This window comes from Nocardia sp. NPDC050717 (genome assembly GCF_040654275.1).
Classification (GTDB): domain Bacteria; phylum Actinomycetota; class Actinomycetes; order Mycobacteriales; family Mycobacteriaceae; genus Nocardia.
Genome location: NZ_JBFAHR010000021.1, coordinates 20,456 through 42,920, shown reverse-complemented (window position 1 = coordinate 42,920; position 22,465 = coordinate 20,456). Strand labels below are relative to the sequence as shown.

Genomic DNA, 22,465 nt, shown 5'->3' with positions numbered 1-22,465 from the left:
ATCGGGGCTGCTTCATCCCATCAGCAACGCTGTACGAGGAGGTAAGCCCTATGACCACGGCCAGGGACATCATGAAGCCCGGCGCGCAGTGGATCAGCCGCGGTGACACCGTGGCGACCGCGGCGACGGCGATGGCCGATCTCGGTGTCGGCTCACTCGTCGTCGCCGACGACAACGAGCGCATGTGCGGGATCATCACCGATCGCGACATCGTGGTGAAGTGCATCGCGCTCGGCCTCTCACCCGAGACGACCACGGCGGCCGAACTGTGTGAGTCAACCCCGCGCTGGGTCAGCGCGGACGCCGACGTGGAAGACGTGCTCGACCAGATGGAGGGTCATCGGGTCAAGCGGATGCCGGTGATCGAGGACAAGCGGCTGGTCGGCATGATCAGCGAGGCCGATCTGGCCAGGCACCTCGACGACAACCAGCTCGGCGAATTCGTCACCGCCATCTACGGGCGGCCCTGAGCCTCAGCCCAGGTCGAGATGGGTGTTCATCGACATGGCCTCCTCGGCCAGGTCGGTGAGTTCGACGACGCGCACGCCGTGCCTGCGGAGTTTGTCCACACCCTCGCAGGCGGCGACGAACAGGCTCGGCTCGCGCCACGCGATGACGACGGTCGGGATGCCGGCGGCCAGGATGCGGTCGGCACAGGGCGGTCGGTTCGCCGTGGCGCGGGTCGAGCACGGCTCGAGCGTGCTGTAGATCGTCGCCCTGGTCAGGCGCGGGTCGTCGGGGTCGAGCTTGTTCAGCGCCGATTCCTCGGCGTGCACCTTCTCGTCGGTCTCGCGGGACCAGCCCGTCGCGATCTCCACACCGTCGGCCACGATCACCGCGCCCACCGAGTAGGCCGTCGAGCTGGGCGGACAGTTCCTGGCCAGCTCGATCGCCCTGTGCATGAAGCGGTGGTCGGTGCTCTCGGCGCTGTCTGCGCTCATCGAATTCCCCTGCCGGTCGGGAGTTATCCACAACTCTCGCATGATGTGGATCCAGTCGTGTTCAGGTGTGCAGCGATTTCTTCGGCACACTGTGGACAGTGGCATTTCCCCAGGTCGGATTCATGATTTGAACCACAGGTCCGGTTAGCGAGTGGACCGGTCCAGCGCGCCGACCAGGTACTTCAGCACAGCGACATCCCCAAGTTGTTCCACACCCGCCAACCGCAGCCGCCGTTGTGCACCACCGGGGAACAGCGCCGGGCCGACGAAGCGCGGCGCGGCCGGATCGCCGACCAGGATCGGCGCGATCGCGAGGTGCAGCTCGTCCACCAGGTCCGCGGCGAGGAAGCCGGTGTGCATGCCGGTCCCGCCCTCGACCATCAGCCTGTGGATACCGCGCGCGCCGAGGTCGTCGAGTAGTGCCGACAGCGCGAGGTCGCTGCCGAGGGAGACCACCTCCGCCGTCCCGGCGAGCCGATCGCCGAGCCGCTCCGCGCCCTCGTCGGTGGTGTAGACGAGTTTGTCCCCACCCGTGTGCCAGAACCGCAGCGCCGGATCGAGCTCACCCGACGCGGTGACGGTGACCTTCACCGGATACTCCGGCTTGCCCGCGGCCACCCGCGCCGCCCGCCGCTCGGCGCTGTTCACCAGCAGCCGCGGATTGTCGACGCGCAGCGTGCGCGCGCCGATCAGGATGGCGTCGGACTCGGCGCGCACCTGGTCGACCCGATCGAAGTCCGCGCTGTTGGACAGCAGCAGCCGCTGCTCGCTCGCGTCGTCGATGTAGCCGTCCAGGCTCGCCGCCACCGAGAGCAGGACATACGGCCTCACTGTGTCATCGGCGGCCGGCGCCGCTCTTCGCGGCCCTGTGAGCCTCGGTTCTTCCCTCCGCCGTTCAGTCGCTTCGCTCCTTCTCTCTGTCAGTCCGGAACCGAGGCGGGCCGCTACGAGGTCACCAGCGCGGCGACCTCCGCTTCGAGCGCCGACACCAGGGCCTCGGCGGGGCGCTGCCCGCACACCTCGAGCCAGTTGGCCAGCATCCGGTGCCCGCCCTGGGTGAGCACCGACTCGGGATGGAACTGCACGCCGTGGATCGGCAGGGTGCGGTGCCGCATCGCCATCACGATGCCGCTCTCGGTGTGCCCGACGACGTCGAGTTCGGCGGGCATGCTCTCCGGCAGAACGGTCAGCGAGTGGTAGCGGGTGGCGGTGAACGGGTCGGGCAGGCCGGCGAGCACGCCCGAACCCACGTGGTACACCTGGCTGGTCTTGCCGTGCAGCAGCTCCGGCGCCCGGTCGACGGTGCCGCCGAAGGCCTCGCCGATCGCCTGGTGCCCGAGGCACACGCCGAGCAGCGGGGTGTTGTGCTTCGCCGCCGCGTGGACCATCGGAATGCTCGCGCCCGCCCGGTCGGGGCTGCCCGGCCCCGGGCTGACCAGGACGCCGTCGAAGGTGCCGCCCTCGTCACCACGGGTCAGCAGCGTGTCCAGATCGGCGAGTCGCGGGTCGTCGTTGCGCCAGACCACGGCCTCGGCACCAAGCTGGCCGAGGTACTGCACCAGGTTGAACACGAAGCTGTCGTAGTTGTCGACGACCAATACACGCATGCGTAGAGGGTACGTGCCGACCGTGTAGCCCGTCGCATCCATTACCTGGTGGGATAGCCTAGGGATGACCAGTACTGTCGAATTCGAGGACGTCATGCCCAAGTCCAAGGTCCGTAAGAAGGCCGACTACACCCCGAGCCCTGCCAGCCGCACTCCGGTGAAGGTGAAGGCGGGCCCGTCGCCGGCTTGGTACGTCGCGATCATGCTTGGCTTCATGCTGGCCGGACTCGTGTGGCTGCTGGTGTACTACCTGGCCGCCGAGCAGATCGGCTGGATGAACGATCTCAACGCCTGGAACTTCCTGATCGGCTTCGGCCTGATGGTCATCGGCCTGATCATGACCATGCGATGGCGCTGAGCGGTCGCCGCGCACCGGATTACACCGGTGTTATTCATGCACACCTGTGGATGAAGCTGTGGACAACTCGAGGAGCAATGGGGGACGAAGCCGCGTGAACGCTGTGGATTCCACCGGCGGCACCTCGTGGACAACGCCGACAGCCGGTCTCGTCGCGGTCTCCGGCGGCGGCGTGGTCCTCGCGGTCGCCGCGTTGCTGGCCGGCGACGGTCCGAGCAGGCTGCTCGTCGGCCTGGCCGCGGTCGCCGTGCTGGCCATGGCGGTGCTCGGCTTTCGCCAGCGCCCCCGGTTGACCATGGTGTCCGGGCCCCGACCGCGCCTGATCGTCGGCACGCTCACCGGTCCCAAGGAATACCCGCTCGACCGGATCGACCGGATCCGGATGGTCCCCTACCGACGTCTCGGCCGGAAGTCGGCCATGCTCGAGATCGATGTCCAGCACGAGGGCTCGGAGCGCCTGCTGATCTTCGGCCGCTGGGATCTCGGCACCAATCCCCACGATGTGTACGACGCGCTCGTCGTCAACGGCTTCGCGGCGGTGGCCGACTGATCGCAACGTTTCACGTGAAGCAATGAACTCCCCGTCGCGACGATCGCGGCGGGGAGTTCTGCTGTCGGACGCGGTTCAGTCGAGGGTGATCGAGGAGATGACGACCGGCTCGGTCGGCCGATCGTTGCGATCGGTCGGCACCGCGGCGATCGCGTCGACCACCTTGCGCGAATCGGGATCGACCACCTCACCGAAGATGGTGTGCTTGCGATTCAGGTGCTTCTGCGGGGAGACGGTGATGAAGAACTGCGAGCCGTTCGTGCCTGGGCCCGCGTTGGCCATGGCCAGCAGGTAGCCGCGGTCGAACCGCAGGTCGGGATGGAACTCGTCGCCGAATTCGAAGCCGGGCCCGCCGCGGCCGGTGCCGGTCGGGTCGCCGCCCTGGATCATGAATCCCGCCATCACCCGGTGGAACGTGGCCCCGTCGTAGAACGGGCCGCTCTCGGAGCCGGCGGCGTTCAGCGTGGTGTACGGCGCGCTGCCGTCGACGAGGGACACGAAGTTGCGCACCGTCTTCGGGGCGTGGTTGCCGAAGAGCGCGATCTTGATGTCACCGTGGTTGGTGTGCAGCGTCGCCACGGCGGTCTGGTGGGGTGAGGTCACGCAGATATTTATGCCACAGTGGTCACATGAAGCTTCGCAACCCGCTCATCGCGTCCGCCGCCGTCGTCGGGGCCGGGGCACTGGCCTGGCTCGCCCGCAGCAAGCGCCCGCAACTGCCCGAGCCCGCGGCCGAACCGCCGCGCCTCGGCTACTCCCGCAACGGTGCCGCGCCGGCCTCCGGTTCGGAGACCGGCGCGCACTGACCCGTCAGCGGCTCACGGACTTCTTGTACTGCACCTGAGCCAACGGCACGAACACCACCAGGATCACCACGATCCACACGACCGAGGTCAGCACCGGGTGCTGCATCGGCCACGCCTCCGAGACCGGCGCCATCGGGCTGGTATTGCCGAACAGATCGCGTACCGCCTGGGTGAGCGCCGACATCGGGTTCCACTCCGCGAATATCCGCAGCGGCGTCGGCATGTCGTCGATCGGCACGAACGCGTTCGACAGGAACGTCAGCGGGAAGATCACCATGAAACTGGCGTTGTTGAACACCTCCGGCGCCCGGACGAGCAGGCCGACGACGGCCATCATCCAGGACAGCGCGTAGGCGAACAGCAGCATCAGCACGTAGGCGAGCACCGCGTCGAGGAACGATCCGCGAATCCGCCAGCCGACCACCAGGCCCGTCAGCGACATGACGACGAGGCTGACCACGTTGATCACCACATCGCTGATGGTGCGGCCGAACAGCACCGCAGAGGGCGCCATCGGCAGCGAACGAAACCGGTCGATGATGCCCTTCTGCATGTCCTCGGCCAGGCCCGCACCGGTGAAGGTGGCGCCGAAGACCACGGTCTGCACGAAGATGCCCGCGATGAGGAACTCGCGGTAGCCGCCCTCTAGGCCGGGAATCTTGATCGCCGAGCCGAACACGTACGCGAACAGCAGCACGAACATGATCGGCGACAACGTGGTGAAGATCAGCACGTCGGGCACGCGCTTGATCTTGATGACATTGCGCTTGGCGATGGTCATGCTGTCGCTGACGACCATCGAGAGCCGTTCGCCGAGGCCGGGGCCCTGGACGTCGGTCTTGTCGAGGGTGAGGCTCATCGGTTCTGTCCTTCCTCGGCGCCGACCTTCTCCGCCTCGCCGTTGACGAGTTCCTCGGCCTCGTGGCCGGTGAGCGTGAGGAAGACGTCGTCGAGCGAGGGCCGCCGCAAGGCGACGTCGTTGATCTGCACCTTGTGTTCGGTGAGCCGGCCGATCGCGGCGACCAGATCCTGGGAACCATCGGCCACGGGCACGGTGATCCGCCGCAGCCCCGGCTCCACATGGATCTCGCCGTCGGCCAGCGCGGAGAGCACCTGCTGGGCGGGGGCGAGCTGTTCGGGCGAGCCGACGGTGAGCTCGATGCGGTCGCCGCCGACGAGGGCCTTGAGCTCGTCGGCGGTGCCGCGGGCGATCACTTTCCCGTGGTCGATGACGGCGATCGAGTCGGCCAGGCGGTCGGCCTCGTCCATGTACTGCGTGGTGAGCAGCAACGTGGTGCCGCCTGCGACGAGTTCCTCGATCACGTCCCACAGATCCAGCCGGGCCCGCGGATCGAGGCCCGTCGTCGGTTCGTCGAGGAACAGCACGGGCGGGTTGGCGACCAGGGCGCCGGCGAGGTCGAGGCGCCTGCGCATACCGCCGGAGTAACCGCGCACCGGCCGGTCGGCCGCGTCGCTGAGCCGGAAGCGGTCGAGCAGTTCGCGCGCGCGGTCCTTGCTGCGCTGCACGCCGAGGTGATAGAGGCGCCCCACCATCTCGAGATTCTCGAAGCCGGTGAGGTATTCGTCGACGGCCGCGTACTGACCGGACGCGCCGATCCGGGAACGCAGGGCCTGTGGATTGTTCAGAACATCGATCCCCGCGACGGTGGCACGGCCCTCGTCGGGGATCAGCAGGGTGGTGAGTACGCGAACAGTCGTGGTCTTTCCCGCGCCGTTGGGGCCGAGAAGTGCGGTAACAGTACCTTCGGGGACGGTGAGATCGAGGCCGTCCAGGGCGATGAGCTGCCCATACCGTTTGACCAGACCCTCGGCGACGATTGCGTCGGGCATGATTCTCCTGATGTCGTGGGTCAACGCTTTGCCCCAGTATTGCGCCACCCACCGACAAGTCGCATCCCCATTTGTGGGGGCTTTCAAACGTTATGTACACATTTGTTCGACATGCCGAGTTTCGGCGACACGCGGCGAATCGGACTGATTTTCGCTCGCCCCCACCGCGCAAGCCCCCGATCTCGAGGGCACGCCGTCGCGGCGGCGCACCGAAACACGTTCATTGTTACTTCCGGGTAAAAGCTTGTGTACCAGCGCTTTCCGCGCACCGTAAGACAATCGCCGGGCGCGTGCGCCCCCGATCGGCCCACCGTGGCACCGGACATCGACCCCGCTCCCGCCCGTCGACGCCGAAAAATCTCGGAAACTGCGTCGTTGCGCGTACACCAATTCCGCTGACATCGCGTAGGATCGTTCACGTCGGCCCCTCCCCCCCGGGCCGACCCTACGCGGGCCTCGGCTAACTCCCCCCCTTCGCCGAGGCCCGCTCCCCATTTTCCGGGACGGTTCGCTCCCGTGTCACAGTCCAGCCACGTTCCCGCGATCACCCCGCAACCGGGACTATCGTCGGCGCATGGTGCCCGGCAGAGGCACGATCGCGGCGCTGGTGCTCTCGATGACCGTCGTGGTCGGCTGTAGCGGATCGACCGACGACGAGAGCGCGCCCGCGACTACGACGGCCCAGCTCCCACCGAACCAGGTCGCGGCCGTCGACATCCCCGCCGACGCGGTCGACAAGGCCGTCGGCAGGATCGACGAACTGGCCGGCTCGCTCATGGACAGCACGCGGATCCCCGGTATGGCCGTGGCGGTGGTGCACGGCGGGAAGACCGTGTACGCCAAGGGCTTCGGGGTTCGCGAGGCCGGTCGCGGCGAGCAGGTCGACGCCGACACCGTCTTCCAGCTGGCCTCGGTGTCGAAGTCGGTCGCGGCAACCGTGGTCGCCCACGAGGTCGGCGCGGGCACCCTCGAATGGGAGACCCCGGTGGTCTCGAAGCTGCCGTCGTTCGCGCTGGCCGACCCGGCCACCACCGCCCAGCTCACCGTCGGTGACCTGTTCGCGCATCGCAGCGGCCTGCCCGACCACGCGGGCGACCGGCTGGAGGACATCGGCTACGACCGCGCTGCCATCCTGGAAAAGCTGCGCCTCGAGCCGCTCGATCCCTTCCGGATCACGTACCACTACACCAACTTCGGCCTCACCGCGGGCGCCGAGGCCGTCGCCGCGGCCGCTGGCGTCCCCTGGGACCGGCTCAGCGCCGACGCGCTCTACACCCCACTCGGGATGTCTGCCACCAGTTCCCGCTTCGACGAGTACCAGGCCAGGCCGAACCGCGCCGTCGGCCACATGAACATCGACGGCGCCTGGGTCGCGAAGGCGGTCCGCGATGCCGACGCGCAGTCCCCCGCGGGCGGGGTCAGCTCCTCGGTGAACGACATGGCTCGCTGGCTGGCCATGCTGCTCGGCAACGGCACGGCGAACGGCACGACCATCGCGCCGCCGGAAGCGCTGCTGCCCGCCATCACGCCGCAGGTGATCTCCTCCCCCGCCACCGCGCCGGAGTCGCGAGCGGGTAACTACGGGTTCGGATTCAACGCCTCGGTCTCGTCGTCGGGGCGCACGACCTACAGCCATTCCGGTGGATTCGCGCTCGGCGCCGCGACGAACTTCCTGGTGATCCCCTCGGCCGATGTCGCGATCATCGCGCTCACCAACGCGGCACCGATCGGCGCGGCGGAAGCGCTGACGGCCGAATTCGCCGACCTGGTGCAGTACGGCGAGATCCGCGAGGACTGGCGCGGCATCTACCGGAGCGTGCTCGCCCCCATCAACGACCCGGAAGGCGACCTCGCGGGCAAGCAGCCGCCGGCGAATCCGGCCGCGGCCCGGCCGCTGACGAGCTACACCGGCGTCTACGCCAACGCGTACTGGGGTCCGGCGACGATCAGCGAGGCCGAGGGCGCCCTGGTCCTCACGCTGGGCCCGGAGCAGCGCCGATACCCGCTGCGGCACTGGGACGGCGACACCTTCGCCTTCGACCTCTTCGGCGAGAACGCGCCGCCCGGCACCGTCTCCTCGGCCCGCTTCGAGGGCGACCGCCTGGTGCTGAACTACTTCGACGAGGACGGCCTCGGCACCTTCACACGCTGACCGTGCGCCAGGCCGCCGCCAAGCGCAGCGCGCGCACCTTGCCCGCCACGCCGAGCAGCGGCTCGTCCCGCTCCCACCGCACCCGGGTCTGCTCGTCGACCAGCGCCCACAGCGGGGCGAGTTCGGCACGCAGGCGCGTCAGCCGCTCGAAGACCCCGCCGAGCGCGATGTGGGCGCCGGCCGACGCCGGGTCCTCGGTGCTCACGCCACGCACCGCCGCAAACAGGCCCAGCAGCTGTTCTACGGGCTCGGCGGGCCAGTTCGCCTGCCGGGCCACTCGGATCAGGTAACCGAGCACAGCGGCCACCACGTGGAGGTCCTCGACCGTGCGGAACGGTTTGAGGTAATCGGCGTAGCCGTCGCCGGGCAGCAGTTCACCCGGCGCGGCCTCGAAGGTGACGGTGGCGTGCGGGATCTCCGGCGCGAAGGCCAGCGCGGGCAGCGGCGTCACCACGGTGCCCGTGCCCGCCGGAACCAGGACCGCGCGCAGGTCGGGCCTGCCGTCGGCCTGGTCGCCGAGCCGGGCGATCACCAGGAAGCGGGAGGCGAACTGGCCGAGGGTGGCGAAGGACTTCGTGCCGGTGACGAGACCGTCGGCGGTCACCGTGGTCGTGAGCTGCGTCGGCTTGGCGCCGCCGGACTCGGTGGCGCACATGGCCGAGAGCTCCTCCGGGACCAGCGCCGGGACCAGCGCGTGCAGCGCCTCCTGGTAACCACCGAGGAACGCCGTACCCGTTGTCGCACTGTCGAATCCGGCGACCGCAGCCCGGTCCACCGAACGCACGAACCCGGCGGCTCGCTCGCGATGGCGAGCGGCGGCGAGGGAGATGTCACCCGAGGCGGACTCGTCCGGCGTCGCGGTGAGTAGGAAATCGAAAACCGAGGAATTCACAGAAGTGGAGCCTAGGGGAATCGAACCCCTAACCCCTGCCTTGCAAAGGCAGTGCTCTGCCAATTGAGCTAAGGCCCCGTGCGGGTTGGCAACCCCGAGTCAGCGAGTGGTGACCTCGCGCCAGACATCAGCGTCGTCGCGCTTGCGGAATTTGGTGATACCGATGAGAACCGCGATCACAATGCCGACCGTGAGGACAATCTTCATGATTCCCACCCTACTGTGATGTTCGGGGAGTGGGCCTAGGAGGACTTGAACCTCCGACCTCTTCGTTATCAGCGAAGCGCTCTAACCGCCTGAGCTATAGGCCCGTACTCGTTCCGGGCCCCGCCTGAGCAGTGCACCGCAACGAAAAAAGAGGTTACCCTACCCGCCTGCCGATAACCAAAACGGCCGGTCAGACCCCTTTTCATGGGGCTGACCGGCCGTCGTGGCAGAACCGATATCTAGTCCGGATCGGCCAGGGTCACCTGGATGCCGCCGACCAGATCGCAGCACTGGTTGTAGATGAACACGCCCACGGTCGCCAGCGCGGTGAACAGCACCACGTTGATCAGACCGATGACGCCGGCATAACCGAACACGGTGCCCGCGTCGATCAGGCTCGACGAACTGCCCTCCTGGTTCAGCATCTCGCCGAGCGAGTTGTCCAGGTTGTCCCACACGCCCATCCCGGCGAGCACGATGTAGAGCAGGCCGACGGCCACCATCCACACGAAGAACAGCGCCACGCTGATCACCAGGGTGATCTTCAGCGTCGACCACGGATCGATCCGGCGGATCTGCACCGTCGCGCGTAGCGGCTCACCCGACGCGGCGGCCGCGATGGCCACCGGAACAGCGGGAGAGACCGAGCCTGCCGCCGCCGCCCTGGCACTCGGACCAGGCTGCGACGGCACCTGGGCCATCGGCAGACCAGGCGCCGCGGGCGGGGCGTCCGGCGTCGGGTGACGCACCTCGGACAGGTCAGGCATGTCCTTGACCAGCTCAGGGCGGGCGATGCTGCGGGTCGGGCCGTCGATGCCGACCGACTTCACCATCGCCGCTTCCTTGCGCGCCGCCTTGGCCGCCAGGTCGGCGGTCGTGCGGGCGTTGGAGGCGCCGCTGCCCTTCAGTCCGCCGCCGCCAGCGGCGCCCGAGGTCGGACGTCCCTGGCTCGGCGCCTCACCGGGCCGGTACAGGTTCGACTGCGGTTCACGCTGCGGCAGCTGCGCCCACCCGTCCTGGTAGGGCGATTTGCCCTTGCCGTTGCCGGTCGGCGCGGATTCGTTGCCCATCCGCACGGTCGACTGGTCGAACGATTCGCCGCCACCGGCGCCGGACTCCGGCGCCGCGCCCTCGGCCGCACCCTGACGGGGGATCGGCCGCGGCTGGATCGGAGACGAAGCGATCCGCTCGGTGACGCCGTTGGTCTGGTTCCGATCGTCGTTCGACTGATTCGGTGTGGTCAATGGAATCCTCAGATCCGTTCGTTGCCGCCGCTGGTTGGGTTATTGCTCCGAGGCCGCGTCGCCGATGAGCTGATCGGGATCGGGCTCGTCGGCGTTGCGCGCGATCGCTAGCAAGGTATCGCCATCCGCGAGGTTCATCAATCGCACGCCCTTGGTCTGGCGTCCAGCTTTCCGAACTTGCTTGGCTGCGGTGCGGATGACGCCACCACTGGAAGTGATCGCGTACAACTCGTCCTCGTCGTCGACGATGAGCGCACCGACCAGGCTGCCACGTTTCGGGTCGTACTGAATTGTCAATACGCCTTTTCCGCCACGACCCTGCGCGGTGTACTCCTCGATCGCCGTCCGTTTGGCGTACCCACCCGCGGTCGCCACCAAAAGGTAGGTCTCGTCGCGGACCACGTTGAGCGAGAGCAATTCGTCGTCGGCGTTGAACCGCATGCCCTGCACACCGGAGGTGGCGCGGCCCATCGGGCGCAGCGCCTCGTCGGTGGCGGAGAAGCGGATCGACTGACCGTGCGCCGAGACCAGCAGCAGATCGTCGTCGGCCGAGCAGAGCACGGCGCCGACCAGCTCGTCGTCGTCGCGCAGGTTCACCGCGACGATGCCGCCGGAGCGGTTGGAGTCGAAATCGGTGAGCTTGGACTTCTTCACCAGGCCCGCGCGGGTCGCCAGCACCAGGTACGGCGCGTCCTCGTAGGTCTTGAGCTGGATGATCTGGGCGATCTTCTCGTCCGGCTGGAACGCCAGCAGGTTGGCCACGTGCTGACCGCGCGCGGTCCGGTTCGCCTCGGGCAGCTCGTAGGCCTTGGCCCGGTAGACGCGTCCCTTGTTGGTGAAGAACAGCAGCCAGTCGTGAGTGGACGACACGAAGAAGTGCTTGACGATGTCGTCCTGCTTGAGGCCGGCGCCCTGCACGCCCTTGCCGCCACGCTTCTGCGAGCGGTACAGGTCGGTCTTGGTGCGCTTGGCGTACCCCGTCTCGGTGATCGTGACGACGACGTCCTCGCGGGCGATCAGGTCCTCGTCGGCGACGTCACCGTCGTTGGCGATGATCCTGGTCCTGCGGTCGTCGCCGTACTTCTCGACGATCTCGGCCAGCTCGTCGCGCACGATCGCGCGCTGGCGCTCCGGCTTCTCCAGGATGTCCTTGTAGTCGGCGATCTCGAGCTCGATCTTGGCCAGATCGTCGATGATGCGCTGGCGCTCCAGGGCGGAGAGGCGGCGCAGCTGCATGTCGAGGATCGCGGTCGACTGGATCTCGTCGATGTCGAGCAGCTGCATCAGGCCGGTGCGCGCGGTGTCGGTGTTGGCCGAGCGCCGGATCAGCGCGATGACCTCGTCGAGCATGTCCAGCGCCTTGACCAGACCGCGCAGGATGTGGGCCCGCTCCTCGGCCTTGCGCAGCAGGTAGCGGGTGCGCCGGACGATGACTTCCAACTGATGGTCGACGTAGAGCCGGATCATCTGATCCAGGCGCAGCGTGCGCGGCACACCGTCGACGATCGAGAGCATGTTCGCGCCGAAGCTGGTCTGCAGCTGGGTGTGCTTGTACAGGTTGTTCAGCACGACCTTGGCGACCGCGTCACGCTTGACCGTCACCACGATGCGCATGCCGACCCGGTCGGAGGACTCGTCGTGGATATCGGAGATACCCGCGATCTTGCCGTCCTTGACCTGCTCGGCGATCGAGTTGATGAAGTTGTCGGTGTTGACCTGGTACGGCAGCTCGGTGATGACGATCTGCGTCTGGCCGCGACTGCCCTCTTCGATCTCCACCACACCGCGCATGCGGATCGAACCGCGGCCGGTGGTGTAGGCGTCCTGGATGCCCTGGCCGCCGACGATCAGGCCGGAGGTCGGGAAGTCGGGGCCCTTGACGCGTTCCATGCACGCGGCGAGGGTGGCTTCCTCGTCGGCGTCGTAGTTGTCCAGCGCCCAGTAGATGGCCTCGGCCAGCTCGTTGAGGTTGTGCGGCGGGATGTTGGTCGCCATGCCGACGGCGATGCCGTTGCTGCCGTTCATCAGCAGCGCGGGCACACGCGCGGGCAGCACGGTCGGCTCCTGCGAGCGGCCGTCGTAGTTGGGCACGAAATCGACGGTCTCGCTGTCGATGTCGCGCAGCATCTCCATCGCCAGCGGCGTGAGACGGCACTCGGTGTATCGCATGGCGGCCGCGCCGTCGTTGCCGCGCGAGCCGAAGTTGCCCTGGCCGTCGACCAGCGGATAGCGCAGCGACCAGGGCTGGGCCATGCGCACGAGGGTGTCGTAGATCGACGCGTCACCGTGCGGGTGGTAGTTGCCCATGGTCTCGGCGACCGGGCGCGCCGACTTCACGTAACCGCGGTCGGGGCGGTAGCCGTTGTCGTACATCGCGTAGAGCACGCGCCGGTGCACCGGCTTGAGGCCGTCGCGCACATCGGGCAGCGCACGGCCGACGATCACGCTCATCGCGTAATCGATGTAGCTGCTCTGCATCTCGTTCTGGATGTCGACCGGTTCGATCCGGTCGCCCGCACCGCCGGAGGGCGGCAGCGTGGTCTCAGTCATCAAATCTCCTTCGAGGGCCTGACATGCTTCACGGGCGCGCGCTTACGGCGCTGCACCGGTTACACGTCCAGGAAGCGGACGTCCTTGGCATTGCGGGTGATGAAGCTGCGACGTGCCTCCACGTCTTCGCCCATGAGCACCGAGAACAGCTCGTCGGCCGCGGCAGCGTCGTCGAGCGTCACCTGACGAAGCACCCGCACCGACGGATCCATGGTGGTCTCCCACAGCTCCTTGGCGTTCATCTCGCCCAGACCCTTGTAGCGCTGGACGCCGTCGTCCTTGTTGATCTTCTTGCCCGCGGCAAGGCCGGCCTCGAGCAGCGCGTCGCGCTCGCGGTCGGAGTAGGCGAACTCCGGGTCGCTGCGCATCCACTTGAGCTTGTACAGCGGCGGCTGGGCGAGGAACACGTGACCGTGCTCGACCAGCGGGCGCATGAACCGGAACAGCAGGGTGAGCAGCAGAGTCGCGATGTGCTGGCCGTCGACGTCGGCGTCGGCCATCAGGATGATCTTGTTGTAGCGCAGCTTCGCGATGTCGAACTCGTCGTGGATACCGGTGCCGAACGCGGTGATGATCGACTGGACCTCGTTGTTCTTGAGGACGCGGTCGATGCGGGCCTTCTCGACGTTGATGATCTTGCCGCGCAGCGGCAGGATCGCCTGGTACATCGAGTCGCGGCCGGACTTGGCCGAGCCGCCGGCGGAGTCACCCTCGACGATGTAGATCTCGCACTTGCTCGGATCCTTGGACCGGCAGTCGGCCAGCTTGCCGGGCAAACCGCCCAGGTCGGTGGCGGACTTGCGGCGCACCAGCTCACGCGCCTTGCGCGCGGCGACGCGGGCCTGCGCGGAGGACACCGCTTTCTGCACGATGGTCTTCGCGTCGGCCGGGTTGGCCTCGAACCAGTGCGTCAGGTGCTCGTTGCAGGCACGCTGCACGAACGACTTGACCTCGGTGTTGCCGAGCTTGGTCTTGGTCTGGCCCTCGAACTGCGGCTCGCCGACCTTGACGCTCACGATGGCGGCCAGGCCCTCGCGGATGTCGTCACCGGTGAGGTTGCCGTCCTTCTCCTTGAGGAGCTTCTTCTCCTTGGCGTACTTGTTGACCACCGTGGTCAGCGCCGCGCGGAAGCCCTCTTCGTGGGTGCCGCCCTCGTGGGTGTTGATCGTGTTGGCGAAGGTGTGGACCGACTCGGAGTAGCCCGAGTTCCACTGCATCGCGACCTCGAGCTCGTGGCCGGTGCCCTTGCCGGTGAAGCCGACGACCGAGTTGTGGATGGCCTGCTTGGTGCGGTTGATGTGGCGGACGAAGTCCACCAGGCCGCCCGGGTAGTGGTAGGTGCGGGTCTTGACCTTGTGCTCGACCGGCTTCTCGGCGCCTTCCTCGGCGTGCTTGGGCGCCTCGGCGGTATCGCTGACGACCTCGTCGATGACGTCGGACTCGCTCACGCGCTGGTCGGTCAGGGTGATGGTCAGGCCCTTGTTGAGGAAGGCCATCTCCTGCAGGCGGCGCGAGACCGTCTCGAAGTTGTAGGTGGTGGTTTCGAAGATCTCCGGGTCGGCCCAGAAACGGATCGTCGTACCGGTGCGCTTGGTGGGCTCGCCCTGGATCAGCTTGCCCGGCTTGGCGTCCTTGTAGGTCTGGGCCCAGTGGTAGCCGTCGGTATCGATCTCGGCTTCCAGCTTGCTCGACAGCGCGTTGACCACCGAGATGCCGACACCGTGCAGACCACCGGAGACGGCGTAGGAGTCGGAGTCGAACTTGCCGCCCGCGTGCAGCTGGGTCATGACGACCTCGACGGTCGGAATGCCCTGCGCGTGCATGGCGGTGGGAATGCCGCGGCCGTCGTCGATGACCTCGACACCGCCGTCCTCCAGCAGCGTCACGTCGACTCGCGTCGCGTAGCCGGCCATCGCCTCGTCGACCGAGTTGTCCACAACCTCCCAGATGAGGTGGTGGAGGCCGCGCTCACCGGTGGAACCGATGTACATGCCAGGGCGCTTGCGCACCGCTTCGAGGCCTTCGAGGACTGTGATGGAGGAGGCACCGTAGCCCTGTTTGTTGCCCGATGCGTTGGAGTCGTTGGCAGCCACTTGTCGGTAGCTCTCCTTACTTGCTGATCCCTGTCGCAGCGATCGGGCAGCACGCGGACTGCACAGCACGCGTCGAGGGTTCGCCGCTGGTTACGTCACCATCCTACTGGTAAGCCCAACTTACAGTGCACCTACGACACCCCTGACGCCGCCGTGAATGCAAGAAATCGACTTACGCCGACAAGCTTCCGCCTCGCGGAGATTTCCGCCCGGCAGAACTGGCGTGAGGCTCGCGTTCGGTGGTTCCACGTGAAACCCCACGGGCCGGCTTCGGCGACCACCCGAGTTATCCACAGGCTTTGTCCACATGTCCACAGTGAGTGGGGGTGAGACCGACGCCGCCGCAACGCAACTCGCCCTGGTCACCGCTCGGCTACCCGTAGGTGTCGCGCGGTCCCCTGCCCTTGATGTGCCGCTCACCCTTGCGCCAGCTCGGTGCGGCGGGGCCGGTGATCCGCAGCTGGGTGACCACGCCCTGGCCGACCGCAGCATTGATCTTGGCCAGAATCTGGCCCTGCAGCATGCGCAGCTGGGTGGCCCACGCCGTCGACTCGGCCGCGATCTTGAGCACACCGCCCTCGAGGGTCACCGGGGTCGCGTGCGCGGCGATGTCCTCACCGACCACGCTGGACCACCGGCCGAACACCATTCCCTCGGCGACCTTGCCCGACCAGCCACGACTCTTCGCGATCGAGCCGGCCAGGGCCGACAGCAACTGGGGATCGCGGGGATCGGGTCCGGCGCCGGACCAGCCCGTACGACGACGCCCGCCGGCCCGCAGCTTGCGCACCGGCGAGGCCCTGCCCTGACCGACGGACTTGCCGCTGGCCTTGGCCGCTGCCCGCGCCTCCTCCAGCGCGCGCCGGGCCAGGTCGATCCCGCGCAGCTCCGGTTCGGGCTCGTTCGTCACAGGTTCCCGCCTTCCGGTGTCGATGCTGGCCGAGTGCGGACCGAGTCTACGCCGCGGCGCCGACAGCGCCCGGCGCCATCGAGCCGGCATATCTCCAGCATGTCGCCGGTTTTCCACAGGAGCTGTGGATAACCATGGCTATCTGTGCATATCCTCGGATTCCGCGGCGGGCTCGGTGACGATCCGCGAGGTGCGCTGGTCGGCCTCCCCCGTCGTCCGCACCCGCAACGGCTCGGCGGCGAGCTCGGCGGGCACGTCCTCGGCCACCGCCGCCGTGATCAGCACCTGCTCGGCGCCCGCGGCGACCTCGGCCAGCGCGGTACGCCTGCGCCGGTCCAGCTCGGCGAACACGTCGTCGAGCAGCAGCACCGGCTCGGTACCCCCGCCGCGCAGCAGCTCGAACGAGGCGAGCCGCAGAGCCAACGCGAACGACCAGGACTCGCCGTGACTGGCGAAACCCTTGGCAGGCGCGCTGCCGAGCAGCAGATCCAGATCGTCACGGTGCGGGCCGACCAGGCACACCCCGCGTTCCAATTCCCTTGTCCTGGCTGTGGACAACTCGCGCAACACGATCTCGCGCAGCTGCTCCACATCGTCGGCCTCGGGCGCCCGCGCCGGATCGAGCAGCTCCGGCGGCAGATACCCGGACCGGTAACCGATTGCCGCGGGACGTGATTCGGGCGCGATCGACCGATAGGACTGTGCCAGATACGGATACAGGTCGTTGACCAGCCGCAACCGCTGTGCCAGCAACACCGCGGCGTGCTCGGCCAGGTGCCCGTCCCACACGTCGAGGGTGCCCAGGTCGGCGCGGGAACGGACATGTCTCCCAGCGGTTTTCAACAGGGCGGAGCGCTGCCGCAGGACCTTGTCGTAGTCGGCGCGGACGCCGGCCAGCCTGGGCAACCTGGCTGTGCACAACTCGTCGAGGAACCGTCTGCGCTCGCCGGGATCGCCACGGACCAGCGCCAGATCCTCCGGTGCGAACAACACGGTTTGCAGGATGCCGAGGATCTCGCGCGAGCGGCGTACCGGCGAGCGGTTGATCTGGGCCCGATTGGCGCTGCCCTGCTTGAGCTCCACGTCGACGCGCAGCTCCCGGCCCTGATTGACCACGGTCGCGCCGATCCTGGCCTGCGTCGCGCCCATCCGGATCAGCGGAGCGTCGGCGGACACCCGATGCGAACCGAGTGTCGCCAGATAGCCGACCGCCTCGAGCAGGTTGGTCTTGCCGTTGCCGTTCGCCCCCAACAGCACCGTGCGCCCTGGGGACAACTCGAGCTCGGCGTGTTCCCACGACCGGAAATCACGGACCGACAGCGCACGAATGAACATGCCGGGTTACGCGGGCGGGCTCAGCCGGGCAGCCGGACCGGCATCAACAGGTAGATGTACTGGCTCTCCAACGCCGCGAACGCGCCGGACTCCAGCACCTTGGGCTCCTCGTCGGAGGCGGGCAGCAGGACGGCGGGACGGCTCGGCGTGGTGAAGCCGAAGGTGACCCGGTCCGCGTGCAGCGCCGACAGGCCCTCGGTGAGGTAGCCGGGGTTGAACGCGATCGTCAGCGGCTCACCGCGGAAATCGGCCTCCAGCCATTCCTCGGCGCGGCCCGCGTCGTCCCCACCCGCCGACAGCAGGACGCCGTCTGTGGAGAACTCCAGCCGCACCTGGGCGCCGCGCTCGGCCACCAGGGCGACGCGCTTGATCGCCTCGGACAGCGCGGCGACGGGCAGGGTGGCGATGGAGGTGTGTTCCTTGGGGAGCAACTGGCGGAACTTGGGGAATTCCGCGTCGAGCAGGCGCGTGGTGGTGCGGCGGCCCGCGTTGACGATGCCGAGCAGCCCGTCGGCCCCGCCACCGCTGCCCAGCGAGAGCTGCACGGGCGCGTCGGTGGCACCGAGGGTCTTGGCCGCCTCGGACAGCGTGCGCGCGGGGATGAGCACCGCGGTCTCGATGTCGGGGCGGGTGGGCTGCCACTGCAGGTGCCGCACGGCCAGCCGGAAGCGGTCGGTGGCGGCGAGCACCACGTCGTTGCCCTCGATCTCGACCCGGATGCCGGTGAGCATCGGGAGCGTGTCGTCCCGGCCCGCGGCGACGGCGACCTGGCCGACCGCCTCGGCGAAGACATCCACACCGAGCTCACCGGTCTGCTGCGGCACCTCGGGCAGCTGGGGATAGTCCTCGACCGGCATGGTGGGCAGGGAGAACTTGGCGCTGCCGCAGGAGATCAGCACACGGGTGCCGTCGACGGACACATCGACCGGCTTGTTCGACAGCGCCTTGGTGATGTCGGCGAGCAGCCGGCCCGAGACCAGCACCTGGCCGGGACCGGCGACCTCGGCCGCGACGCGCATCTGCGCGGAGACCTCGTAGTCGAACCCGGAGACCGTCAGGCCGTTCTCATCGGCGACGAGCAGCACGCCACCGAGAACAGGCACAGGAGGACGGGACGGCAGGCTGCGGGCCACCCAGGCCACCGACTCGGCGAAATCCTCTCGGGCGACCCGAAACTTCATGCTCGCAAGCTCCATCGCCCGATTTGTCCTCTCCGAGTTTCGAATCCGTGTGCGGGTGTGTTCAGCGGAGTTGAGGTGCTGCGTCGGCCGCGCACTGAGTCTCGCACAACAGGCCGACAACCAAACGGTACCCGGGCAACACGGGAAGTCCGCATCGACCCTCCCTGCCGATCCCGCGCTCTCGACCCGTCCCTCTCCTCCTTGCCGCTTGTGAGTGGAGCACCGACCGAGCCGAGCCTGTCCGACCGACTTTCCACACACCCTGTTTTGAAGAGATCTCTTCAAGAAAGAGAACTGAAGTAGTAGTAGGCACTGTGGAATCTGTGGACTTCGACCGAATCCGCAGGTCAGACCGCACGGCGGCATGGGGATGGCCGTGGGGTGTCTCGAGGATGAATCGACGGCGTCTGTGGACGCGCGAAGTTGTCCCATTTTCATCCTCGAGTAGTCCTCGAGTTGTTCCACCGGATTCACCCTGTTGTTCACACGCGGGGGCAGGGTGGTGGCAACCAGGTGGATTCCTCGAGGAGTCCACACGGATTCCTCGAGGAATCCACAGGCCCGATCCGGCGCCGTCGCAGGTGGGGACCGCCGCGCGGCTGTGAGTGGATGAGCCTGTGGACGATGTGGACAACTGCCTGTGAGCGAACACCCCCAGATCGGTCCCCAGGACCTGTGCGTCAACCGGTGGATTCCTCGAGGACTCCACAGGGACTCCTCGAGGAATCCACAGGGCAAAAAAGAACACCGCCCCAGGTCAGGGCGGTGTTCGAGGGTGTGGATGAAATCAGCGCGAGCGCTGTTTGATTCGGGCTGTGAGTTCTTGCACCTGGTCGTAGACGCGGCGCCGCTCGGTCATCTCCTTGCGCACTTTCTTCTCCGCGTACATCACCGTCGTGTGGTCGCGACCGAAGGCCTGGCCGATCTTGGGCAGCGACAGATCGGTGAGTTCACGGCACAGGTACATCGCGATCTGGCGGGCCTGAGCGAGCGGACGCGCCTTGCCGGGACCGGTGAGTTCTTCGAGCGTCGTATTGAAGTACTCGGCGGTGACGGCCATGATCGTCGCCGCGTTGATCTCCAGCGCCGCCGTGTCGGGCATCAGATCCCGCAGCACCACCTCGGCCAGAGAGAGATCGAGCGGTTGGCCGTTCAGCGAGGCGAAGGCCGTCACCCGGATCAGCGCACCCTCGAGCTCGCGGATGTTGCGCTCCACCCGGCTGGCGATCAGCTCGAGCACGTCGTGCGGCACGTCGAGCCGGTCCATCCGCGCCTTCTTGCGCAGGATCGCGATGCGGGTCTCCAGCTCCGGTGGCTGCACATCGGTGATCAGGCCCCACTCGAAGCGCGTGCGCAGCCGCTCCTCCAGGGTCGCCAGCTGCTTGGGCGGGCGGTCCGAGGAGACCACGATCTGCTTGTTCGCGTTGTGCAGGGTGTTGAAGGTGTGGAAGAACTCCTCCTGGATGCCTTCCTTGCCCTCGATGAACTGGATGTCGTCGACCAGCAGGATGTCGGTCTCGCGGTAGCGCCGCTTGAACGCGACCTTGCGGTCGTCCCTGAGGCTGTTGATGAAGTCGTTGGTGAATTCCTCGGTGGACACGTACTTCACCCGCATGCCGGGGAACAGGCGCTGGGCGTAGTGCCCCGCCGCGTGCAGCAGGTGCGTCTTGCCCAATCCCGAAGCGCCCCAGACGAACAGCGGGTTGTACGCCCGCGCCGGCGCCTCCGCGATCGCGACCGCCGCGGCGTGCGCGAACCGGTTGGACGCGCCGATGACGAAGGTCTCGAACGTGTACTTGGCGTTCAGGCTCGCCGAGGACGAGGCCTGCGGCGGCGCCTCGGGCGACTTGTTGAAGTAGGTCGGCCAGTTGTTGCGGGCATCGACCACCGGTTCGTCGTCGACGGGGTCGGCGCCCGGCGTGCCGGGGCGCATCGGTTCCTGCGCCGGTTCGGCGACGGTGTCCTCGGCGCGCGCGGCGACGGGTTCGTCCTGCTGCGGGCGGCTCCGGTTCGGCGCGCGCTGCGGCGGCGGGTCGGGCGTGAACAGAGACTCCTGGCCGGGCGGGATGTGCTCGCGCCGCGGCGAGCCGGACTGCTCGCGCCGGGTGGGCGGCGCGGCATCGGGCTGACGCTGTTCGGGACGGGCGCCACGGAAGTCGCCGCGTCCGCCGAACTCGCCGTTGGCGAAGTCGGGCACCGGGTAGACGGCCGTCGGCTCGAAGTCGGTGCCGGGGAACTCGGCGCGGTCGGGCTGGAAGTCCGGGTTCTGGGTGTAGTCCGGCGCCGGCGCGTACTCGGGAGCCTGGGCGTACTCGGGCTGCTGCTGATATTCGGGTTCGGGCTGGCGGTACTCCGATTCGGGCTGGTACTCCCGGTGACCGGAGTAGTCGGGCCGATCGCCGTACTCCCCGGACTGGGCGGGGAATTCGCGGCCGCCGTAGCTGTTGCCGTAGTCGCCGCCTGCCGGATACTCCGAGCCGGACGGGTAGTCGTTGCCGTACTCGCCGTTGTACTCGCCCGCGCCGTAGCGCGGACGGCCGTACTCACCGCGCGCGGCGTAGTCGGGCACGGAGAAATCGGGGCCGGGGTAGCCGGACGGCGGGCGCACCGGTTCGCGCGGGCGTTCCGGGCGGCTGGTCATCCTGGCGTGCCGCGGCGAGGAACCGGTCCGCTCCCCCGCGGCCGGGCTCGGCGCGGCGATGCGGACGCCGAGTCCCTCCACCTGCGGACCGAGTCTGCGACCGAGCGAACGCAGGATCGGTTCGCGCAGATCGCGCTCGATCGCCTCCTGCGCCAGCGAGGACGGAACCGACAGCAACGCGAAGCCCTGGGCGACGGTGAGCGGTTTCACCAGCTTCAGCCAAGCCTGCTGCGCGCGGCTGACCGCCGGAATGGCGCCGTCGGCGGAGCCGGTGGTGAGCTCGGCGACCACCTCAGGCCATACGGTGGCCAGCACGTTCTGCTCGTCGTCCATGCAGCGTCCTCCCCGGACCGGTTGTTGGGGCCCACGGCCGGGCGCACGCAAGTAACCACCTGTGACCAGGTGAAATCCAGTGATCCTGCGCACAACCGAAGCCGGTTCGAACGCCGTGCGGTCCCAGAATGCGGACTGCGGCGCGGGCACCGTCGGCCCTACGAATATGCCACTCCGGCCGTCTTTCCACACAATTATCCACAGATGTGGACAAACCTGGGGATAGAGGAGATCTGCCAGCGTGTGGCAGTGAATGGGGCTGGACCTGCGGTTCTTCAGCAATCCCCCGGCTACAGAGGTTAGCGGCCCTCGCCGCGGAAGGCCAGAGGTGTGGAGGAACTCACGAAAAGTTCCCCGCTGCGTGAGTGGCGCCCGGGCGTGTCGTCGCAGGTCGGGCCGACTCGTGGCGCGAAACGGAGGTCCGGTAGCCTGGACACCGTGCCTGGCGCACCTGCCTGGGGGCCGAGTTTGACCCTGCGTAGCGGTATCAGTACCCTCGTACAGTCACCCCTTGGCGCGGTGGCGGCTCCGTGCTGCACGCCGATCGCCAAGGCTTTCTGCGTGTTGACCGCGGTCGCTGCGCAGACACCGAATCACCGAACAGACTTCGGGTACCGAACGGTGCCCACCAACTCGAGGAGTGTTGACCGTGGCCAAGGGCAAGCGGACGTTCCAGCCGAACAACCGTCGTCGGGCGCGCGTGCACGGCTTCCGCCTCCGGATGCGTACCCGTGCGGGTCGCGCCATCGTTTCGGCGCGTCGCCGTAAGGGCCGTTCCGAACTGACTGCCTGATCGCGTCAGTCGGACGCTCGG

At 67.8% G+C, this 22,465-nt stretch carries 20 protein-coding genes and 2 tRNA genes; 6 read left to right on the top strand and 16 right to left on the bottom strand.

Annotated elements, in window-relative coordinates; all coding sequences use genetic code 11:
• Window positions 1-50 precede the first annotated feature (50 nt).
• Window positions 51-470, top strand: a complete 420-nt coding sequence (locus AB0H56_RS29145; protein ID WP_110037964.1) for a CBS domain-containing protein — start codon at window positions 51-53, stop codon at window positions 468-470.
• A 3-nt stretch (window positions 471-473) separates the two neighbouring features.
• Here the strand turns inward: AB0H56_RS29145 and AB0H56_RS29140 are convergent, their stop codons facing one another.
• The 3 genes from AB0H56_RS29140 to AB0H56_RS29130 form a co-directional block, all read right to left on the bottom strand.
• Window positions 474-941: a deaminase gene (locus AB0H56_RS29140; protein ID WP_110037963.1), complete on the bottom strand. Its 468-nt coding sequence runs from the start codon at window positions 939-941 to the stop codon at window positions 474-476.
• A 144-nt stretch (window positions 942-1,085) separates the two neighbouring features.
• Window positions 1,086-1,772, bottom strand: coding sequence for a dihydrofolate reductase family protein (locus tag AB0H56_RS29135; RefSeq protein WP_357169085.1), 687 nt, complete (start codon window positions 1,770-1,772; stop codon window positions 1,086-1,088).
• Window positions 1,773-1,885: 113 nt separating this feature from the next.
• Window positions 1,886-2,548, bottom strand: coding sequence for an aminodeoxychorismate/anthranilate synthase component II (locus AB0H56_RS29130; RefSeq protein WP_280217845.1), 663 nt, complete (start codon window positions 2,546-2,548; stop codon window positions 1,886-1,888).
• A 94-nt stretch (window positions 2,549-2,642) separates the two neighbouring features.
• Between AB0H56_RS29130 and crgA the strand changes: the two genes are divergently transcribed.
• Both crgA and AB0H56_RS29120 read left to right on the top strand, forming a co-directional pair.
• Window positions 2,643-2,906, top strand: a complete 264-nt coding sequence (crgA, locus tag AB0H56_RS29125) for a cell division protein CrgA (RefSeq protein WP_189031801.1) — start codon at window positions 2,643-2,645, stop codon at window positions 2,904-2,906.
• Between the two features lie 103 nt (window positions 2,907-3,009).
• Entirely contained in the window at window positions 3,010-3,456 is a 447-nt protein-coding gene (locus AB0H56_RS29120) for a PH domain-containing protein (RefSeq protein ID WP_357169185.1), read from the top strand.
• A 75-nt stretch (window positions 3,457-3,531) separates the two neighbouring features.
• Here the strand turns inward: AB0H56_RS29120 and AB0H56_RS29115 are convergent, their stop codons facing one another.
• Complete coding sequence (locus AB0H56_RS29115) at window positions 3,532-4,059, bottom strand: peptidylprolyl isomerase (protein ID WP_357169082.1); 528 nt, start codon at window positions 4,057-4,059, stop codon at window positions 3,532-3,534.
• Window positions 4,060-4,085: 26 nt separating this feature from the next.
• Here AB0H56_RS29115 and AB0H56_RS29110 point away from each other — a divergent pair, with 26 nt between their 5' ends.
• A complete protein-coding gene (locus tag AB0H56_RS29110; protein WP_357169079.1) occupies window positions 4,086-4,262 on the top strand; it encodes a hypothetical protein in 177 nt (58 codons plus the stop codon).
• Window positions 4,263-4,266: 4 nt separating this feature from the next.
• On the opposite strand, the gene AB0H56_RS29105 is transcribed toward AB0H56_RS29110, so the two are convergent.
• A complete protein-coding gene (locus AB0H56_RS29105) occupies window positions 4,267-5,061 on the bottom strand; it encodes an ABC transporter permease (protein WP_233001625.1) in 795 nt (264 codons plus the stop codon).
• 56 nt (window positions 5,062-5,117) lie between these two features.
• Window positions 5,118-6,113, bottom strand: a complete 996-nt coding sequence (locus tag AB0H56_RS29100) for an ATP-binding cassette domain-containing protein (protein WP_357169076.1) — start codon at window positions 6,111-6,113, stop codon at window positions 5,118-5,120.
• 574 nt (window positions 6,114-6,687) lie between these two features.
• Here AB0H56_RS29100 and AB0H56_RS29095 point away from each other — a divergent pair.
• A complete protein-coding gene (locus tag AB0H56_RS29095) occupies window positions 6,688-8,265 on the top strand; it encodes a serine hydrolase (protein WP_357169073.1) in 1,578 nt (525 codons plus the stop codon).
• On the opposite strand, the gene AB0H56_RS29090 is transcribed toward AB0H56_RS29095, so the two are convergent.
• From AB0H56_RS29090 to dnaA, 10 genes are all read right to left on the bottom strand, one after another.
• Complete coding sequence (locus tag AB0H56_RS29090) at window positions 8,255-9,157, bottom strand: acyl-CoA dehydrogenase family protein (RefSeq protein WP_357169070.1); 903 nt, start codon at window positions 9,155-9,157, stop codon at window positions 8,255-8,257. The two genes, AB0H56_RS29095 and AB0H56_RS29090, sit on opposite strands and share 11 nt — an antisense overlap.
• 5 nt (window positions 9,158-9,162) lie before the next feature.
• Window positions 9,163-9,235, bottom strand: a tRNA-Ala gene (locus tag AB0H56_RS29085).
• Between the two features lie 159 nt (window positions 9,236-9,394).
• Window positions 9,395-9,468 (bottom strand) — tRNA-Ile (locus tag AB0H56_RS29080).
• Between the two features lie 135 nt (window positions 9,469-9,603).
• The gene (locus AB0H56_RS29075) at window positions 9,604-10,608 is read right to left on the bottom strand and encodes a DUF3566 domain-containing protein (RefSeq protein WP_357169067.1); all 1,005 of its coding nucleotides are present in this window, start codon (window positions 10,606-10,608) and stop codon (window positions 9,604-9,606) included.
• 39 nt (window positions 10,609-10,647) lie between these two features.
• The gene (gene gyrA, locus AB0H56_RS29070) at window positions 10,648-13,158 is read right to left on the bottom strand and encodes a DNA gyrase subunit A (RefSeq protein ID WP_357169065.1); all 2,511 of its coding nucleotides are present in this window, start codon (window positions 13,156-13,158) and stop codon (window positions 10,648-10,650) included.
• 59 nt (window positions 13,159-13,217) lie between these two features.
• Window positions 13,218-15,251 (bottom strand): DNA topoisomerase (ATP-hydrolyzing) subunit B, encoded by a 2,034-nt coding sequence (gene gyrB / locus AB0H56_RS29065; protein WP_357169063.1) that lies wholly within the window; start codon window positions 15,249-15,251, stop codon window positions 13,218-13,220.
• Between the two features lie 373 nt (window positions 15,252-15,624).
• Window positions 15,625-16,161: a DUF721 family protein gene (locus tag AB0H56_RS29060; RefSeq protein WP_269820658.1), complete on the bottom strand. Its 537-nt coding sequence runs from the start codon at window positions 16,159-16,161 to the stop codon at window positions 15,625-15,627.
• Between the two features lie 138 nt (window positions 16,162-16,299).
• Entirely contained in the window at window positions 16,300-17,496 is a 1,197-nt protein-coding gene (recF, locus tag AB0H56_RS29055) for a DNA replication/repair protein RecF (RefSeq protein ID WP_357169059.1), read from the bottom strand.
• A gap of 20 nt (window positions 17,497-17,516) precedes the next feature.
• On the bottom strand, window positions 17,517-18,692 hold the full coding sequence (dnaN, locus tag AB0H56_RS29050) for a DNA polymerase III subunit beta (RefSeq protein WP_357169056.1): 1,176 nt from the start codon (window positions 18,690-18,692) through the stop codon (window positions 17,517-17,519).
• Between the two features lie 772 nt (window positions 18,693-19,464).
• The gene (gene dnaA / locus AB0H56_RS29045) at window positions 19,465-21,651 is read right to left on the bottom strand and encodes a chromosomal replication initiator protein DnaA (RefSeq protein ID WP_357169053.1); all 2,187 of its coding nucleotides are present in this window, start codon (window positions 21,649-21,651) and stop codon (window positions 19,465-19,467) included.
• A 649-nt stretch (window positions 21,652-22,300) separates the two neighbouring features.
• Between dnaA and rpmH the strand changes: the two genes are divergently transcribed.
• Entirely contained in the window at window positions 22,301-22,444 is a 144-nt protein-coding gene (gene rpmH, locus AB0H56_RS29040; protein ID WP_071932098.1) for a 50S ribosomal protein L34, read from the top strand.
• The last annotated feature ends 21 nt before the right edge of the window (window positions 22,445-22,465 follow it).

Excerpts from the sequence above, each read along its gene's own strand:
- AB0H56_RS29145 (WP_110037964.1), top strand. The coding sequence starts at position 51 with ATGACCACGGCCAGGGACATCATGAAGCCCGGCGCGCAGTGGATCAGC.
- AB0H56_RS29140 (WP_110037963.1), bottom strand. The coding sequence starts at position 941 with ATGAGCGCAGACAGCGCCGAGAGCACCGACCACCGCTTCATGCACAGG.
- AB0H56_RS29130 (WP_280217845.1), bottom strand. The coding sequence starts at position 2,548 with ATGCGTGTATTGGTCGTCGACAACTACGACAGCTTCGTGTTCAACCTG.
- crgA (WP_189031801.1), top strand. The coding sequence starts at position 2,643 with ATGCCCAAGTCCAAGGTCCGTAAGAAGGCCGACTACACCCCGAGCCCT.
- AB0H56_RS29110 (WP_357169079.1), top strand. The coding sequence starts at position 4,086 with ATGAAGCTTCGCAACCCGCTCATCGCGTCCGCCGCCGTCGTCGGGGCC.
- AB0H56_RS29105 (WP_233001625.1), bottom strand. The coding sequence starts at position 5,061 with ATGGTCGTCAGCGACAGCATGACCATCGCCAAGCGCAATGTCATCAAG.
- AB0H56_RS29100 (WP_357169076.1), bottom strand. The coding sequence starts at position 6,113 with ATGCCCGACGCAATCGTCGCCGAGGGTCTGGTCAAACGGTATGGGCAG.
- AB0H56_RS29095 (WP_357169073.1), top strand. The coding sequence starts at position 6,688 with ATGGTGCCCGGCAGAGGCACGATCGCGGCGCTGGTGCTCTCGATGACC.
- gyrA (WP_357169065.1), bottom strand. The coding sequence starts at position 13,158 with ATGACTGAGACCACGCTGCCGCCCTCCGGCGGTGCGGGCGACCGGATC.
- recF (WP_357169059.1), bottom strand. The coding sequence starts at position 17,496 with ATGTTCATTCGTGCGCTGTCGGTCCGTGATTTCCGGTCGTGGGAACAC.
- dnaN (WP_357169056.1), bottom strand. The coding sequence starts at position 18,692 with ATGGAGCTTGCGAGCATGAAGTTTCGGGTCGCCCGAGAGGATTTCGCC.
- dnaA (WP_357169053.1), bottom strand. The coding sequence starts at position 21,651 with ATGGACGACGAGCAGAACGTGCTGGCCACCGTATGGCCTGAGGTGGTC.